Below are 14,384 nucleotides of genomic sequence, written 5' to 3'. Positions count from 1 at the left end.
CCCGAGAGCACCAGGTGGCCCCCAGTGGCACAACGCAAGACCAACCGCAGGAACCGGCAGGGCGAGCAGACCCGTACGCAGCTCCTGGAGGAGACCATGCGCCTGGCTGCGGACCACGGCTACGAGGGCACCAAGCTGTCCATGGTGCGGCGCGCGACCGGGCTGTCCGCCAGCTCCATTTACTGGCATTTTTCGGATAAGGACCAGCTCATCGCCGCCGCGCTGGAACATGCATTCCGGGTCCAGTCCGAATCCACGCCGAACTGGCTGGATTCCCCCGCACGGCAGCCGCGGTGCGAGGACCTGTTCAACAAGCTCCTGGCCTTCCCCTCGACGGAAAGCGAGATGGATTACTGGCGCTTCGGCCTGCAGCTGGCCGTCGTCCGCCCGCCGGAGGAGTCACCTGCCCGGGCGCGTTTCCTGGAGATCCGCAGGCAGAGCGTCGGATGGCTCGGCCGGTGGTGGGAGCGGGGATTCCCCGAGGACATGGACCAGAGCCGGGACGCCGCGCTGCTCATGGGACATTTCACCGTCGCGCTCCGGGACGGTGCGATCATTCGGGACGGTGCGATCATCCGGCGGCACGGTCAGCGGCCGCTCGACCAGCGCCGGGTGGCCTGGCTGCTCGCCTGCTGCCTCGACGCGGCGGAGATCCGCCTGAAGGAACTGGCCCGGACCGTGCGGCTTGACCGTGTCCCGCCGCCTGCGCCGGCGCAGCGGGAAATGGGGGAGGGCCAGGGGCCGCGGGAGGCTTTCCTCCGGGCCGCCGAGGAAGCCGTCGCCGAATACGGATACGGGGGTGTCACCGTTGCCAGGGTCTGCGAAAAGGCCGGGCTGCCGCCCAGCTCGCTGTACTGGTCCTTCAAGGACAAGGACGAGCTGATCAGCACCGTGGTGGCGGGGGCCTGCCGGCGCTGGGACGCAGCCCGCCCGACGCTGGCCCCCCGCCCCGAGGACGGGGACTGGTCCAAGGTGCTGGCCGTCCAGCTGCTGCGCACCATGGACAACCTGGCGGCTGAATCCGGAGTCCTGCGGCTGGGCCTGCTGCTCCTTCTGCAGCGGGCCGCCGTCGCCGAGGCCGACCGGCGGAACCTCGAGGCGGTCCTGCAGGACATGCAGGCCATGACCGCGCAGTGGTTCCGGACCGTGCTGTCCCCGGCCCTGGACGACGACGCTCGTGCCGAGCTGGCCGACTACCTTGCGGAGTGCCTGTTCATCCTTTTGGAGGGCCTGCTGCTGAGCCGCCAGATCGGCGAACGCCAGTGGGACCCGGAACTGCTGGCCGATCTTATGGGCACTGCCCTCTACGGGGCCGCGCTGCAGGCCGAACGCAGCTGCGCCGTCCCGGCCGACAGCGGAGCTGCGGCCGGGACGGCGGTCCCGAACGGCTAAGGCGGCCTAGGCCGGCTGCGATCCGCTGCCCGTGAGCTGCTCGACCGCCGCGGCGGCCTGCAGGAGGCGATCGGCCCACTGCCGCACCCGGTCCGCCGGGGCCCCGGCCGGAAGGTCGGAGATGCGCAGCACGAGCCGCACCTTCCCGTCCGTGTCACGCACCGGCGCGAGGATCGAGTCGGCGTCGTAGCTCCGCCCGTCCTCCAGGGACACCGGTGCGTAGCTGCTCGAGGTGCGCGAAATGATCTCCCGGATGCGCCGCTCCTGGGCGGGCGTGTAGCAGCCTGAGGAATACTCGCGCAGCGCCTCGTACACCTCCTCATCCGGGTAGCCGCCGCGCATGGTCATCGACCAGCCGCGGGCACGGACCGCGGCAAGGCGGTCCCGGTACTCCCCGGGCGTGCATTCGTCGCTCGGCATGGCCCGGGTGAGCCACCGCTCGATGGCCTCCGGCTCCTCCCACGCCAGGCACAGCTCGCCCATGGGCGGCATCAGGGGAATCCGCTCGCCGATCCGGGCTTCGGCTCCGGCGCCGGCGGCGGCCACGATCACCGCCATCTGGTCGCCGATCATCGCCATCGCAGTGCACTCCACCCCCAGCTCCCCGGCCAGCCGGTCCATCTCGGTGCGGCTGCGCTCGGCCAGCCGTACGCCGGAGATCAGGTCGGCGTCGAACGGAGCGCTCAGCGACATCGGCGCGAACCGGCCGTAGCCGCCCTGGAAGAACAGCAGGGGAGCCACGGGACGGCAGACCTCCAGCTGGTGCACGGCTCCGATGACGATGTGATGGTCGCCGGCGTCGTTGATCGACTCGAAGGTGCAGTCGATGAAGGCGACGCTGTCCTCGAGCACCGGCGCGCCGGACGGGGAGGGCCGCCAGGAGACACCGGCGAACTTGTCCTCCTCCCGCCCGGCGAACCGCCGGCACACGTCCTCCTGGTCCGCCGCGAGGACGTTCACGCAGAAGGAGCCCGCCGTCCGCAGCTTGGCGAAGGTCCGGGAGGCGACGGTGGGCAGGAAGGCCACCAGGGGCGGATCCAGGGACACGGAGGTAAAGGAGCCGACGATCATCCCGACGGGCGCGCCGTCGTCGGCGATGCCGGTGATCAGGACCACCCCGGTCGGGAAGTGGCCGAGCACGTTGCGGAAAACCATCGGGTCGCTGCTGCCTGCGGCGCGTTCGCCGGCGCTGACTGCGGTCATTGCGTTTCCTTTCGCCTGCATTTCGGTGCGCTCAGCGCCGGGCGGCCAGGTCCAGCGCCACGTCGACGATCATGTCCTCCTGGCCGCCGACCATCCGCCGGCTGCCCAGTTCCATGAGGATGTCGGTGGTGGGGACGCCGTATCGGCTGCTGGCCTTCTCCGCGTGGCGGAGGAAGCTCGAATAGACGCCCGCGTAGCCCAGCGAGAGGGTCTCGCGGTCCACGCGGACCGGGCGGTCCTGCAGCGGACGGACCAGGTCGTCCGCGGCGTCCATCAGGGCCGGCAGGCTGCAGCCGTGCTCGAAGCCGAACTTGTCGGCTGCGGCTATGAAAGCCTCCAGCGGTGCGTTCCCGGCGCCGGCGCCCATGCCCGCCAGCGAGGCATCGACCCGCACGGCGCCGTGTTCGACGGCGGTGATCGAGTTCGCGATGCTGAGCGAGAGGTTCTCGTGCGCGTGGATGCCGATCTGGGTCTCGGGGTCCAGGACCTGGCGGAACGCGTCGACCCGTTCGGCGACGCCGGGCATCGTCAGCGCTCCGCCCGAATCGACCACGTAGACGCAGGTGGCGCCGTAGGACTCCATCAGCTTCGCCTGCTGCGCCAGCTCAGCCGGCGGATTCATATGCGACATCATCAGGAAGCCCACCGTGTCCATGCCCAGTTCCCGGGCCGCGGCAATGTGCTGGGCGGAGACGTCCGCCTCCGTGCAGTGCGTGGCCACACGCACCACCGAGGCTCCGGCGCTGTGGGCGTCCTTCAGGTGGGAGATGGTGGCGATGCCGGGCAGCGCCAGGGTGGCGACCCGGGCCTGCTTGACGGCGCCGGCGACGGCGGAAATCCACTCGAGGTCCGTGTGCGCGCCGAAACCGTAGACGCACGAGGACCCGTTGATGCCGTCGCCGTGGGCAACCTCGATCGAGGCGACGCCGGCGGCGTCGAGCGCCGTGGCGATCTGCACGGCCTGGTCGACGGTGTACTGGTGCCGGATGGCGTGCATGCCGTCCCGCAGGGTGACGTCCGAAATGTAGAGCTTGTCCACGCTTATGCCTCCTGCATCGCCGGTGCGGCGGAAAAGTCGGGAACCCCGGCCTCTTCGGCCCAGCGCTCGGCCGTGGCCATGGCGGCGGAGGTCATGATGTCCAGGTTTCCCGCGTAGGCGGGGAGGTAGTGCGCGGCGCCGGTGACTTCGAGCATCACGGTCACGCGGGTGCCGCTGAAGCTGCCGGATCCGGGCATGTGCAGGGGATTCCCTGCTCCGAAGGTCTCGAACTGCACGGCCTGCTTGAGCTTGTAGCCGGGGACGTACTGCTGCACCTTCGCGGCCATCGCCAGGATGGAGGCCTCGATGGCGGAGTGGTCCGGGGTTCCCTCCACCAGTGCATAGACGGTGTTGCGCATCAGCATGGGCGGTTCCGCCGGGTTCATGATGATGATGGCCTTGCCCTCGGCGGCACCGCCCACGTGGACCAGGGCCTCGGACGTGGTCTCGGTGAACTCGTCGATGTTGGCGCGGGTACCGGGCCCCGCGGACCGCGAGGATACGGAGGAGACGATCTCCGCGTAGCGGACGGGAGCCACCTGGGACACGGCTGCGACCATGGGAACCGTGGCCTGGCCGCCGCAGGTGACCATGTTCAGGTTCCGCTCCTCGAGGTGGTCCTCCAGGTTGACGACCGGAATGCAGTACGGGCCCACGGCCGCCGGCGTCAGGTCCAGGACCCGGACGCCGGTATCCTTCAGCAGTTCCCAGTTGGTCAGGTGCGCCGAAGCGCTGGTGGCGTCGAAGACGACCTTGATGTCCTTGAAGTTCGGCAGGGCGAGCAGGCCCTGCACGCCCTCGGCCGTGGTGGGAATGCCCATGCCGGCGGCACGTCGAAGCCCTTCGGACCCGGGCTCGATGCCCACCATGGCGCCCATTTCCAGGCGGCCTGATCCGCGCAGGACCTTGATCATCAGGTCCGTCCCGATGTTGCCCGGGCCGATAATGGCCACCGGCCAGCGTGCATCCGTTTCCACTACTTCTCCTCTAGATTGATACGAACCTGGCCCAGTCCCTGGATGGTCGCGGCTGCGCTTGAGCCGGGCAGGAAGTCGACCATGGGGCCGAGGGCCCCGGTCATCAGGATTTCGCCGGCGCGCAGGGGCCTTTCCAGCTCCGCCATGCGCTTCACCAGCCACAGTCCCGCGCGGTAGGGATGGCCCAGGCAGGCCGCCCCGGAGCCGACGGATGCGACCCGGCCGTCGACCTCGACGACCATGCCGGCCGAGGCCAGGTCCACGGCGGAGGGCAGGACCGGGCGGGTGCCCGTCACGATCCGCCCGCAGGACGCATTGTCGGCAATGGTGTCCAGGATCGATATGTCCCAGTTGCGGATCCGTGAACCGACGATCTCGATGGCAGGCAGCAGGCAGTCCACCGCCGCCATCAGCTCGGGGAGGGTGGTGTCCGGCCGCGGCAGGTCCTTCTTGAGGACCAGGGCCACCTCGGCCTCGATCCGCGGCTGCAGCACGTCCCCTGCGGCCATGGTGTCGCCGTCGCTCAGGCACATGTCGGCGAACAGGACTCCGAAGTCCGGCTGGTCCACGCCCATCTGCGCCTGCACGGCCTTGGAGGTCAGGCCGATCTTCCGCCCGACCACTCGCCGTCCTTCGGCGATCCACGCGTCTTCGTTCACCCGTTGGACCTCATATGCGGCGGCAATGCCGCCGTCGGCCAGCTCCGCCCGAAGGGGCTCGATGGGCACGCCGTCGCGTTCCGCGCGGCGCAGCCGTTCGGCAAGCTGAGGGATATCGGGGGCGCCGGCCGGCGCCCTCTCGGCGGTTGCTGTCATGGATCCTCCCGAAGTGAGGCTCCAGTATGTCCCGGCCGGAAGTCGGCCGGGACGGCAGTCCCGGAGAGCGGGATGCGCTCCTGCGCGTGCCTCTGGCGCAGCGCTGTAGCGATGTGTACAGTGAAGCCCAGCGTGGCGCAGATCACATGCCACGTCCCCCCGCTGAAGTCACAGGAAGTACCTGGAGGTTCAATGGTGAATATCTCCTTTCCGCCGCAGCCGCGTCGCGGAATCGACCCCAAAGGATGGTGCCGATGAGCGCCGTCGCCGCCCCCGCCGTCCGTTCCCTGGCGCCCGCCGGCGGGCCGCCGCCGTCAATGGTTGCCCGCATGACCCTGATCATGGAGGCGTTCCAGCCCCGGTCGGTGGCCCTGATGCTGGATGAGATTGCGGCCAGGGCGCACCTTCCCCGCTCCACCACGCACCGGATCCTGGATCAGCTGGTCCAGATGGGGTGGCTGGAGCACACCCCGGACGGCTACTGCATGGGCTGGCGTTCGCTGCGCTACAACGGGCTGGACAACGGCAACAGCCAGATCCGGGCGGAAGCGGCCCCGGTGCTGCACAGCCTGCAGGTGCGCACCGGCATGGTCGTGCACCTGGCCGTGCTTGACGGTGCCAACGTCCATTACCTGGACAAGATCGGCGGCCCCTCCGCGGTGACTATTCCCTCGCGGGTCGGCGGAAGCGTGCCTGCGCATGCCACGGCCCTGGGCAAGGCCATCCTGGCCTGGCTGAACCCGGAAAAGGTGGACGCGCTGTTCTCCAGCGGGCTGCCCGCCGTGACGGGCCGGACCATCGGAGACATCAGCGGGCTGTACGCCGAGCTGAACCGCATCCGGCAGCGGGGCGGCGTCGCCTATGAGAGCGGGGAAAGCTTCGACGGCATCGGCTGCGTCGCGGCGGCGATCCGGGGCCGCGGGGGTCCGGTGGCAAGCATTTCCCTGGTGGGGCGGGCCACGGATCCGCTGGAACGGCTGGCACCGCTGGTCCTGGGCGCAGCCCGGCAGGTCTCCGCCGCGCTGAATCCGCGGGACAACGCGCCCGCCCTGGTGCCCTCGGCAGGATAGGCCTGCGGCACCGACCGGGCCCGGCCCGCACATAAAGGAGGGGGGTGCAGCCCGCAGGCTGCACCCCCCTCCTTCCCGGCTGTTCGGTCAGCCGGCCGGGACGGCCGCTGCCTCCCGCGGCACGAAGGCCGCAAGCGGCTCGGCTCCGGTGTGGTCATGACCCCAGTAGCTCTCCGCCGTGATCTCCTCGGCGGTGTAGTAGGACTCGTCCACCAGCATGCCCTGCGTGCCGAACTCGATGTCCCAGCCGCCCGGTGCCCGGACGTAGAAGGAGACCATCTTGTCGTTGGTGTGCCGGCCCAGCGACGCGGTGATGTTGAAGCCCATGCTCCGGACCTTGTCCAGCGCCTGGCCGACAGTGTCCAGCTCCTCGACCTCCACCATCAGGTGGACCAGGCCCGGCTCTTCGCCGTGCGGGGCCGGGCCGATGGCCAGACTGTGGTGGCGCTGGTTAATGCCAAAGAACCGGAACCGCACCGCGGGGCGCTGCGGGCCCAGGCGCACCGCACCGCGCGGCAGGAAGCCGAGCACGTCGGTGTAGAAGGAGGAGGTCTCCTCCATCAGGGTGGTCGGCAGCACGACGTGTCCCATGCCCTGGGCGCCGGTGACGAACTTCTGGGCGTATCCCGTCTTCAGGGGGCTGTGGTCCAGCCGCGGCCCGAAGAACACCTCCACGGGAGTGCCCCCGGGATCGGTGAAGGAAATAACCTGCTCGAGCCCGCGCTCGTCGTTGGCCTCCTCGTCGAGCCAGGTGACGGCGATGCCGGCGGCCTCGACGTCCCTGGCCACCGCGGCCAGCGCAAACTGGTCACGGACTTCCCAGCCGACGGCCAGGACCCGGTCGGAGTCGCCCGGCAGCACGATCAGCCGCGCTTCCCGTTCGTCCATCCGAAGGTACAGGCCGTCCGGGTTCGGGCCCACGGTTTCGGCGAAGCCGAGCCCCTCGACGGTCAGTTCCCGCCAGCGGGCAATGTGCTGGGTCTGGACCTTCAGATAGCCCAGTCCGCGGAGATGTGTCATGGTTTTCCTCGCTTTGCTGTAGGGGATGGCAGGAGATGGAGCTAGACGGCCGAGGCCAGGTTGGCCGGGGGATCGATGCCCAGCTGGGTCATGATGGCCGCGTGGTAGGTGGGCCCCGGCACGTGGATGGCGTGGACCAGGCCCATGTGCGCGTCGCGCCAGAACCGCTGCAGCGGGTTGTTCATGCGCAGCCCGTTGCCGCCGGAGCGGGACAGGATGGTGTCCACCGCCGTCGTCGCCCGCCAGGCGGCCTGGATCTGGGTCCGGCGGCCGACGGCGCGCTGCTCGAGGCTGACCTCGCGGCCGGAGGCGACGGTGTCGTAGATCCGGCTGATGTTGTCGAGCAGGGCGGCGCGGGAGGCCCGGATCTCGCCGGCGGCTTCGCTGACCGCGTACATGTTGTACGGGTCCTCGGCGCCCTTGTAGCCGTTGATCTGGATGCGGTCGCGCTGGTAGTTCAGGAAGGCGTCGAGCGCACCCTCGGCGATGCCGATGACCGCGGAGGTCAGCCCCAGCGGAAACAGGCAGTAGAAGGGCATGCGGTGGATCGGCTCGGTCTTGCCGGCCTCGCGGGCCACCCGGCCCTCGAAGAGGTCCGTCTGGTCGACCACCCGGTAGTCCGGCACGAAGACGTCCTTGATGATGACGTCCTTGCTGCCGGTGCCGCGCAGGCCGACCACGTCCCACGAATCCTCGACGATCGTGTAGTCGGCGCGGGGCACGACCACGTGCAGGGAACGGAACGGGGTCACGGGCTTGCCCTCGGCATCGCCGAGGAAAGCGCCCAGGATGACCCACTGGGCGTGGTCGGTGCCGGAGGAGAACTGCCAGTGCCCGCTGAACCGGTAACCGCCCTCGACGGGGGTCGCGACACCCATCGGCGCGTAGGGGGAGGAGATCCAGGTGTCCTCGTCGGCGCCCCAGATTTCCTCCTGCAGCTTCGGCGGCATCAGCTCCAGTTCCCAGGGGTGCACGCCCACGACGCCGGCCACCCAGCCGGCGGCCCCGTCCAGGGAGGCGATCTTCATGACCGTCTCCGCGAACTCCACGGGGTGGGCGCGCGTTCCGCCGTATTCCACCGGCGCCAGCAGCTTCATGACGCCGGAGGCGCGCAGGATGTCGACGGTGGCGTCGTTGAGCTTGCCGAGGTCTTCATTGACCTGGCCGTAGGAGCGAAGCTCTTCAGCGCGCTCGGAGAGCACGTCGGAACCTGCAGTGATAGTCATTGATCGCTTCTCGCTTCCTGATTCGGGGCCTCGGCTCGGCCGCTGGGGAAAATCTAGGCCGCTTCCCGACGGCGGGCGGCCAGGGTCCCGTTCACCGGGATCGGGCCGACGGCACCCTGCGACGGCCGCTGCATCCCGGTGATCGGGACCCGCCGGACGCCCCCGCCGCCGCGGCAATTAGGGTTCCGCGTAGACAGACGAACGCGTACCACGAGGAGCCCAGGAAATGACCACCGATCTTGGCCTTGAACCAGGCAGCCCCACAGCCTCCGGCGACGCCAAACCTGCTCTGCACGAGCTGCAGACCGCGCAGGGGACGCTCCGCTGGCACCAGGTCGGGGAAGGTCCGCCGCTGCTGTTCCTGCACGGCTCCGGCCCCGGTGTCACGGGCCTGCGGAACTTCGGGGCGGTCCTGCCGGCCTTCGCCGAACACTTCGAGTGCTTCGTGCTGGAGTTCCCCGGATTCGGCGTCAGCGACCCCGTGGACCTGCACCCCATGCAGGCCGCCGGCCGAGCCGTGACCGACCTGCTCGACAGCCTTGGCCTGGACCGCGTGGACATCATCGGCAATTCCATGGGCGGGATGGTCGCCACGCAGTTCGCCATCGCCCATCCGGAGCGGGTGCGCCGGCTGGTGACCCTGGGCGGCATGGGGCTGGGCATCTTCAGCCCCTTCCCGGCCGAGGGCATCAACCTGCTGGTGGAGTTCACCGAGGACCCCACCCGCGAGCGGCTGGTGCAGTGGCTGCGGTCCATGGTCTTTGACCAGGACCTGGTCACCGAGGAGCTGATCAACGAGCGGTGGCAGCAGGCAACGGATCCGCTGACGCTGGAAAGCGCCCGCAGGATGTACAGCCGTGAGGCCATGGCCGCCACGGCGGCCGCGACCGCCGCCCCGGAGGCGCAGCCGGCCTGGGCGCAGCTGCACCGGATCCGCGCCCGAACCCTGCTCCTGTGGGGACGCGACGACCGTGTGACCCCGCTGGACGGGGCCCTGGTGCCGCTGCGGACCATTCCCGACGTGGAACTGCACGTGTTCCCGAGATGCGGCCACTGGGCGATGATCGAGCAGAAGGACGCCTTCGAAAGCACCGTCCTGGCCTTCCTGCGCCGCCCGGAGGCTGCGCTGTGAGCGCCGTCGTCGCGCCCCTGCAGGCCCGGGTTCTCGAAGTGATCCGCGAGACCGCGGACGCCCACACTTTGGTGCTCGAACCCGCGGGCGGACGGGAGGACAGCTTCAGCTACAAGCCGGGCCAGTTCCTCACCATCCGCATCCCGAGCGACCGTCCGGGCGGGGCCGCGCGCTGCTATTCGCTGTGCAGCTCGCCCCTGCAGGACGAAAAGCTCAAGGTCACCATCAAGCGCACCCGGGACGGCTACGGCTCGAACTGGATCTGCGACAACGTGGTGGAGGGGCACGTCCTGGACGTGCTGCGGCCTGCGGGCACCTTCACCCCGCAGTCGCTGGAGTCCGACTTCCTGCTGTTCGCCGGCGGCAGCGGAGTCACCCCGGTGATGTCCATCCTCAAGTCCGCGCTCGCCGCCGGAACCGGCTCGGTGACCATGGTCTACGCGAACCGGGACGAATCGTCGGTGATCTTCCGCGAGGAACTCATCGCCCTGGGCCGTGCCTACCCTGGCCGGCTGAACGTCATCCACTGGCTGGAAACCGTGCAGGGCATTCCCGACCAGGCCGCCATCGGCGCGCTCGCCGCCCCGTACCGTGACCGGGAGGTGTTCATCTGCGGGCCCGGGCCCTTCATGGACTGCGTGGAACGTTCCCTGCAGGCCCTGGGCATGCCCCCGGAGCGGATCCACATCGAGCGTTTCGTGTCCCTGGCCGCCGACCCCTTCGCCCCGGTCGAAACCGTGGTTCCCGAGGCCGGGCCGGGCAGCTCGGTGGTGGAGGTCGACCTCGACGGAGAACAGCGCAGCGTCAACTGGCCGCAGGGCGCCAAGCTGCTGGACGTCCTGCTGGGCTCCGGGCTTGAAGCGCCGTACTCCTGCCGCGAAGGCGCCTGCAGCGCCTGCACCTGCCTGGTGCTGGAGGGCGAGGTGCGGATGGAGCGGAACGAGGTGCTGGACGCGGCCGACATCCGCGACGGGTTCATCCTGGCCTGCCAGGCCGTGCCGGTCAGTGACAAGGTCCGGATCACCTACGAGGCCTAGGAACCGCCGGGCCGGCCGGCAGAGCATATGAAAAGGCGCGGACCCCGGGGTCCGCGCCTTTTCATATGTGCCGCAGGCACAGGGGGGCGGGTAACGCAAAGAGAAGGGGGGTGGAAGGACCGGTGCGGTACCGGTCCTTCCACCCCCCCTTATATAGAGGTAAGGGAGCTACTGCTCCGGCTCATCCCGGTGGATGACCGGAAGCAGCCCCTCGGTCGAGGCCTGCCTGATGCTGGCGGCCAGCGTCTCGCAGCCGGCGAAGCGTTCGGCAGGCTCCCCGCCGGCGCAGAAGCCGGGCCGCTCGCGGCAGGCCTTCAGCGCCTCGGCGTCCCACTGAATGCTGGTCTGCTGCCAGCTGGACTTGCGGACCTGCACGACGGCGATGCACTCCCGGCACGCCAGCGGCTGCATGGGGGTGTCGATGAGCCTGGTGTCGGTTGTTGCCGCTGCCATCAGACCAGCTGCTCCGCGGGCTGCTCCGGCGCCTGCGCCGCCTGCTCGGCGGCCGCCTTCCGGAGCGCCAGCTGGTGGGCAACCTCCTTGTGCCAGCTTTCCATCGGCCGCTCGGTGTCCAGCTCGTATTCGAAGCGGTCGGTCATCTCGGGCTGGACGTCGGCGACGTCGACAAAGAACTGCTCGTACCACCGGCGGAGCTGGTAGACCGGCCCGTCCTCCTCGCAGAGCAGCGGGTTGTCGATGCGGGTCTTGCTCTTCCAGATCTCGACGTCCTGGGCGAAGCCGCGCAGCACCCACTTGGCCTGGTCCGCGGCGATCTGCTCGGCGTCCTCCTCGAGGTCCGGGCTCTTCTCGACGATGATGCCCGACATCAGGACCAGGGAGTTCTCATCAATGGGGTAGTGGCAGTTGATGAAGATGGTGTCCATCTCGAAGCGGTCGTACACATACTTCAGCTCATCGATCATGAAGGACGGCCCGTAGTAGGACGCCTCCGAGATGGTCTTCAGCATCGTCGGGGCATCCGGGTCGACGCTTTCCGGAGCCATGTCCTCCCGGATGTCGCCGTCGAAGTACTGGGTGGCGACGTGCCCCTCAAAAACGTTCTTGAAGTACGTGGGGAAGTTTCCGTGCACGTAGAAGAAGTGGGCCATGTCGACCACGTTGTCGACGACTTCCCGGGTGGAGGTGTTGACGACGATCTCGTTCCAGAACCACTTGGTCCACCCGTCGGTCATCGCGCCCCGGATCTTCGGGATCGTGACGTTCTCCGGCGGCGGGTTGCCTTCCGGGTCGTTCCAGACGAACAGCAGTCCGTCCTGGTCCAGGGTCGGCCAGGTGCTGGTGCGCGCCCGCAGCGGAACCCGGCGGGCGTACGGGATGTCCTTGCAGCGGCCGTCGCCGCCCCAGCGCCAGTCGTGGAAGGGGCAGGCGATTTCGTTGCCCTTGACGGTGCCGGTCGAAAGGTCGGCGCCCATGTGCCGGCAGTAGGCGTCAAGGACGTTGATCACGCCGTCCTGGCCGGTAAAGACCACCAGCTTCTGGCCAAACGCCTTGACCGTGTGCGGCTTGCCGTCCTTGAACTTTTCGGAAAGGCCCAGGCAGTGCCAGCCCCGGGCGAACCGGGTCGGCAGCCCGTTGTTCTCGATGTTCCTGATTTCTTCCTGCTCCGGCTCAACAATGGCCATGTAATCGTCCCTTCAGGTGCGCCTATGCGGACTGGAACGTCCTGAGCCTGAAATGTAGGCGGGCGGGGCAGGCCGCGGTGCGGCCAGTCCCAATGGCCGGGACCCGCCTACGGACCCCGGGCTGCCACGGCGGGGCGGGCCCGGATCCTGCTGGGTGGGACGGGCACCCCGGGGAACCGGCGGGCTCTGCTTGGGTGGGGCGCGTCAACGGCGGAAAGCCGGCAGCGGAACAGGGGAGAAAGCGCGATGGGCGGACAGGACACGATGGTCGGGCAGGACTGGGACAGCAGCTATGACGTGGTGGTGGTCGGCTCCGGTGCCGGGGCGATGGCCGGCGCCTTCACCGCCGCGGCCCGCGGCCTGACGACCCTCGTCGTCGAGAAGACCGACCTGCTGGGCGGCGCCTCGGCCTACTCCGGAGCCTCGTGCTGGCTCCCCGGCAGCCAGGTACAGGAGCGGGCAGGAGTCCAGGACTCCCGGGAGGACGCGGAGGCCTATCTGGTCTCGGTCCTGGGATCGGAGCAGGCCGAACGGCGCGAGGCGTTCCTGGCTACCGCTCCGGAGCTGGTGAAGGAGCTCGAGGCTGACCCGGCGCTGGAGTTTTACTGGACCGCGTTTCCCGATTACTTCCCCGGTCCCGGACGGCGGGAGCTTGGCCGGTCGATGATGCCGGTGGACCTGCCGCGGGAGGAGATCGGCCAGCTCGCATCCCTCATCCGGCCCCGGGTGGAATGCGACCGGTACGGGCGGCCTCACCCGGAAGGCCCGCTGACCGCCGGCCAGGCCCTGATCGGCCGGCTGCTGCTGGCCCTTACCCGCACCGGGAACGGAACAGTCCGTACCCGCACGGCCATGACGGATCTCCTGACCGAGGGCGGCGCCGTAACCGGCGTGCTCGTCGACACCGGGGAGGGCATGCAGCGGATCCGGGCCCGGCACGGGGTGCTCCTCGGAGCGGGAGGCTTCGAAGCCAATGCCGACATGCGCCGGGAGCACGGAACTCCGGGATCCGCGGAGTGGACGATGGCGCCTGCCGGGGCGAACGTCGGCACCGCCATCCTGGCCGCGGAACGGGCCGGCGCGGCCACCGATCTGCTGGACGAAGCGTGGTGGTGCCCGGGCGCTGCGCAGCCGGGCGGCGGGACGGCCTTCACGCTGGGCTTCCGCGGCGGGATCATCGTGGACGCCGGGGGGCGGCGCTTCGCCAACGAGTCGCTGCCCTACGACCGGATGGGCCGGGTAATGGCGGCAGCGCCCGAGGACCGGATCCCATCCTGGGTCATCTTCGACTCGCGCTTCGGCGGTCAGCTGCCCGCGATCATGCGTCCGGACAACACGGAGCCGCACGAGCACCTGGCGGCGGGTACCTGGCTGCAGGCGGACACGCTGGAGGAGCTCGCGGAGCGGACCGGTCTGCCGGCACCTGCGCTCCGGGACACCGTTGCAAGGTTCAACGGATTCGCCGGCACCGGCGTCGACGAGGACTTCCACCGCGGTGAGGACCCCTACGACCTGTTCTTCGCCGATCCCGCGCACGGACCCAACCCCGCGCTGGTGGCCCTGGAGCAGCCGCCCTATTTCGCCGCGCGGCTGGTGCTCAGCGACCTGGGGACCAAGGGTGGCCTGCGCACCGACACCGACGCACGGGTCCTGACGGCGGCCGGGAGCCCGATCCCGGGCCTCTACGCGGTGGGCAACACCACCGCGTCGTTCTCGGGCCGGGCCTACCCGGGGCCCGGCATCCCGCTGGGCTCGGCCATGGTCTTCGCCTACCGCGCCGTGCAGGACATGGCGGCGGACGCCGGCTGACCCGGGCCCGGTCCCGTGGGG

At 69.6% G+C, this 14,384-nt stretch carries 13 protein-coding genes; 5 read left to right on the top strand and 8 right to left on the bottom strand.

The window, feature by feature from the left end:
* Nucleotides 1-24: 24 nt before the first annotated feature.
* A complete protein-coding gene (locus AC5RV6_RS01290; protein WP_494005479.1) occupies nt 25-1,392 on the top strand; it encodes a TetR/AcrR family transcriptional regulator in 1,368 nt (455 codons plus the stop codon).
* 6 nt (nt 1,393-1,398) lie between these two features.
* Here the strand turns inward: AC5RV6_RS01290 and AC5RV6_RS01285 are convergent, their stop codons facing one another.
* Genes AC5RV6_RS01285 through AC5RV6_RS01270 form a run of 4 tightly spaced genes read right to left on the bottom strand, consistent with a single transcriptional unit; the run spans nt 1,399 to nt 5,426 of the window.
* A complete protein-coding gene (locus AC5RV6_RS01285) occupies nt 1,399-2,595 on the bottom strand; it encodes a flavin reductase (protein ID WP_494005478.1) in 1,197 nt (398 codons plus the stop codon).
* A gap of 31 nt (nt 2,596-2,626) precedes the next feature.
* Nucleotides 2,627-3,634, bottom strand: coding sequence for a 4-hydroxy-2-oxovalerate aldolase (gene dmpG, locus AC5RV6_RS01280; protein ID WP_494005477.1), 1,008 nt, complete (start codon nt 3,632-3,634; stop codon nt 2,627-2,629).
* Nucleotides 3,635-3,636: 2 nt separating this feature from the next.
* Nucleotides 3,637-4,611, bottom strand: coding sequence for an acetaldehyde dehydrogenase (acetylating) (locus tag AC5RV6_RS01275; RefSeq protein ID WP_494005476.1), 975 nt, complete (start codon nt 4,609-4,611; stop codon nt 3,637-3,639).
* Nucleotides 4,611-5,426 (bottom strand): 2-keto-4-pentenoate hydratase, encoded by an 816-nt coding sequence (locus AC5RV6_RS01270; RefSeq protein WP_494005475.1) that lies wholly within the window; start codon nt 5,424-5,426, stop codon nt 4,611-4,613. The genes AC5RV6_RS01275 and AC5RV6_RS01270 overlap by 1 nt, the downstream gene beginning before the upstream one ends.
* Nucleotides 5,427-5,680: 254 nt before the next feature.
* Between AC5RV6_RS01270 and AC5RV6_RS01265 the strand changes: the two genes are divergently transcribed.
* Complete coding sequence (locus AC5RV6_RS01265) at nt 5,681-6,496, top strand: IclR family transcriptional regulator (RefSeq protein WP_494005474.1); 816 nt, start codon at nt 5,681-5,683, stop codon at nt 6,494-6,496.
* Between the two features lie 87 nt (nt 6,497-6,583).
* Here the strand turns inward: AC5RV6_RS01265 and AC5RV6_RS01260 are convergent, their stop codons facing one another.
* Both AC5RV6_RS01260 and AC5RV6_RS01255 read right to left on the bottom strand, forming a co-directional pair.
* Nucleotides 6,584-7,516 carry a VOC family protein gene (locus AC5RV6_RS01260; RefSeq protein ID WP_494005473.1) on the bottom strand — a complete coding sequence of 311 codons (933 nt, stop codon included), beginning with the start codon at nt 7,514-7,516 and terminating at the stop codon, nt 6,584-6,586.
* A 41-nt stretch (nt 7,517-7,557) separates the two neighbouring features.
* The gene (locus AC5RV6_RS01255; RefSeq protein WP_494005472.1) at nt 7,558-8,742 is read right to left on the bottom strand and encodes an acyl-CoA dehydrogenase family protein; all 1,185 of its coding nucleotides are present in this window, start codon (nt 8,740-8,742) and stop codon (nt 7,558-7,560) included.
* Nucleotides 8,743-8,968: 226 nt separating this feature from the next.
* Between AC5RV6_RS01255 and AC5RV6_RS01250 the strand changes: the two genes are divergently transcribed.
* Together AC5RV6_RS01250 and AC5RV6_RS01245 are read left to right on the top strand one after the other, a co-directional pair.
* Nucleotides 8,969-9,874 (top strand): alpha/beta fold hydrolase, encoded by a 906-nt coding sequence (locus AC5RV6_RS01250; RefSeq protein ID WP_494005471.1) that lies wholly within the window; start codon nt 8,969-8,971, stop codon nt 9,872-9,874.
* Nucleotides 9,871-10,911, top strand: a complete 1,041-nt coding sequence (locus AC5RV6_RS01245) for a 2Fe-2S iron-sulfur cluster-binding protein (RefSeq protein WP_494005470.1) — start codon at nt 9,871-9,873, stop codon at nt 10,909-10,911. Before AC5RV6_RS01250 ends, AC5RV6_RS01245 begins: the two co-directional genes overlap by 4 nt.
* A 168-nt stretch (nt 10,912-11,079) precedes the next feature.
* On the opposite strand, the gene AC5RV6_RS01240 is transcribed toward AC5RV6_RS01245, so the two are convergent.
* Entirely contained in the window at nt 11,080-11,364 is a 285-nt protein-coding gene (locus AC5RV6_RS01240) for a hypothetical protein (protein WP_494005469.1), read from the bottom strand.
* On the bottom strand, nt 11,364-12,554 hold the full coding sequence (locus AC5RV6_RS01235) for a 3-ketosteroid-9-alpha-monooxygenase, oxygenase component (protein WP_494005468.1): 1,191 nt from the start codon (nt 12,552-12,554) through the stop codon (nt 11,364-11,366). Before AC5RV6_RS01235 ends, AC5RV6_RS01240 begins: the two co-directional genes overlap by 1 nt.
* Nucleotides 12,555-12,800: 246 nt before the next feature.
* Here AC5RV6_RS01235 and AC5RV6_RS01230 point away from each other — a divergent pair, with 246 nt between their 5' ends.
* Nucleotides 12,801-14,363 (top strand): FAD-binding protein, encoded by a 1,563-nt coding sequence (locus AC5RV6_RS01230; RefSeq protein WP_494005467.1) that lies wholly within the window; start codon nt 12,801-12,803, stop codon nt 14,361-14,363.
* Nucleotides 14,364-14,384: the final 21 nt, after the last annotated feature.

The organism is Arthrobacter saudimassiliensis (assembly GCF_059090665.1).
This window is presented reverse-complemented; position numbering and strand designations above follow the sequence as displayed.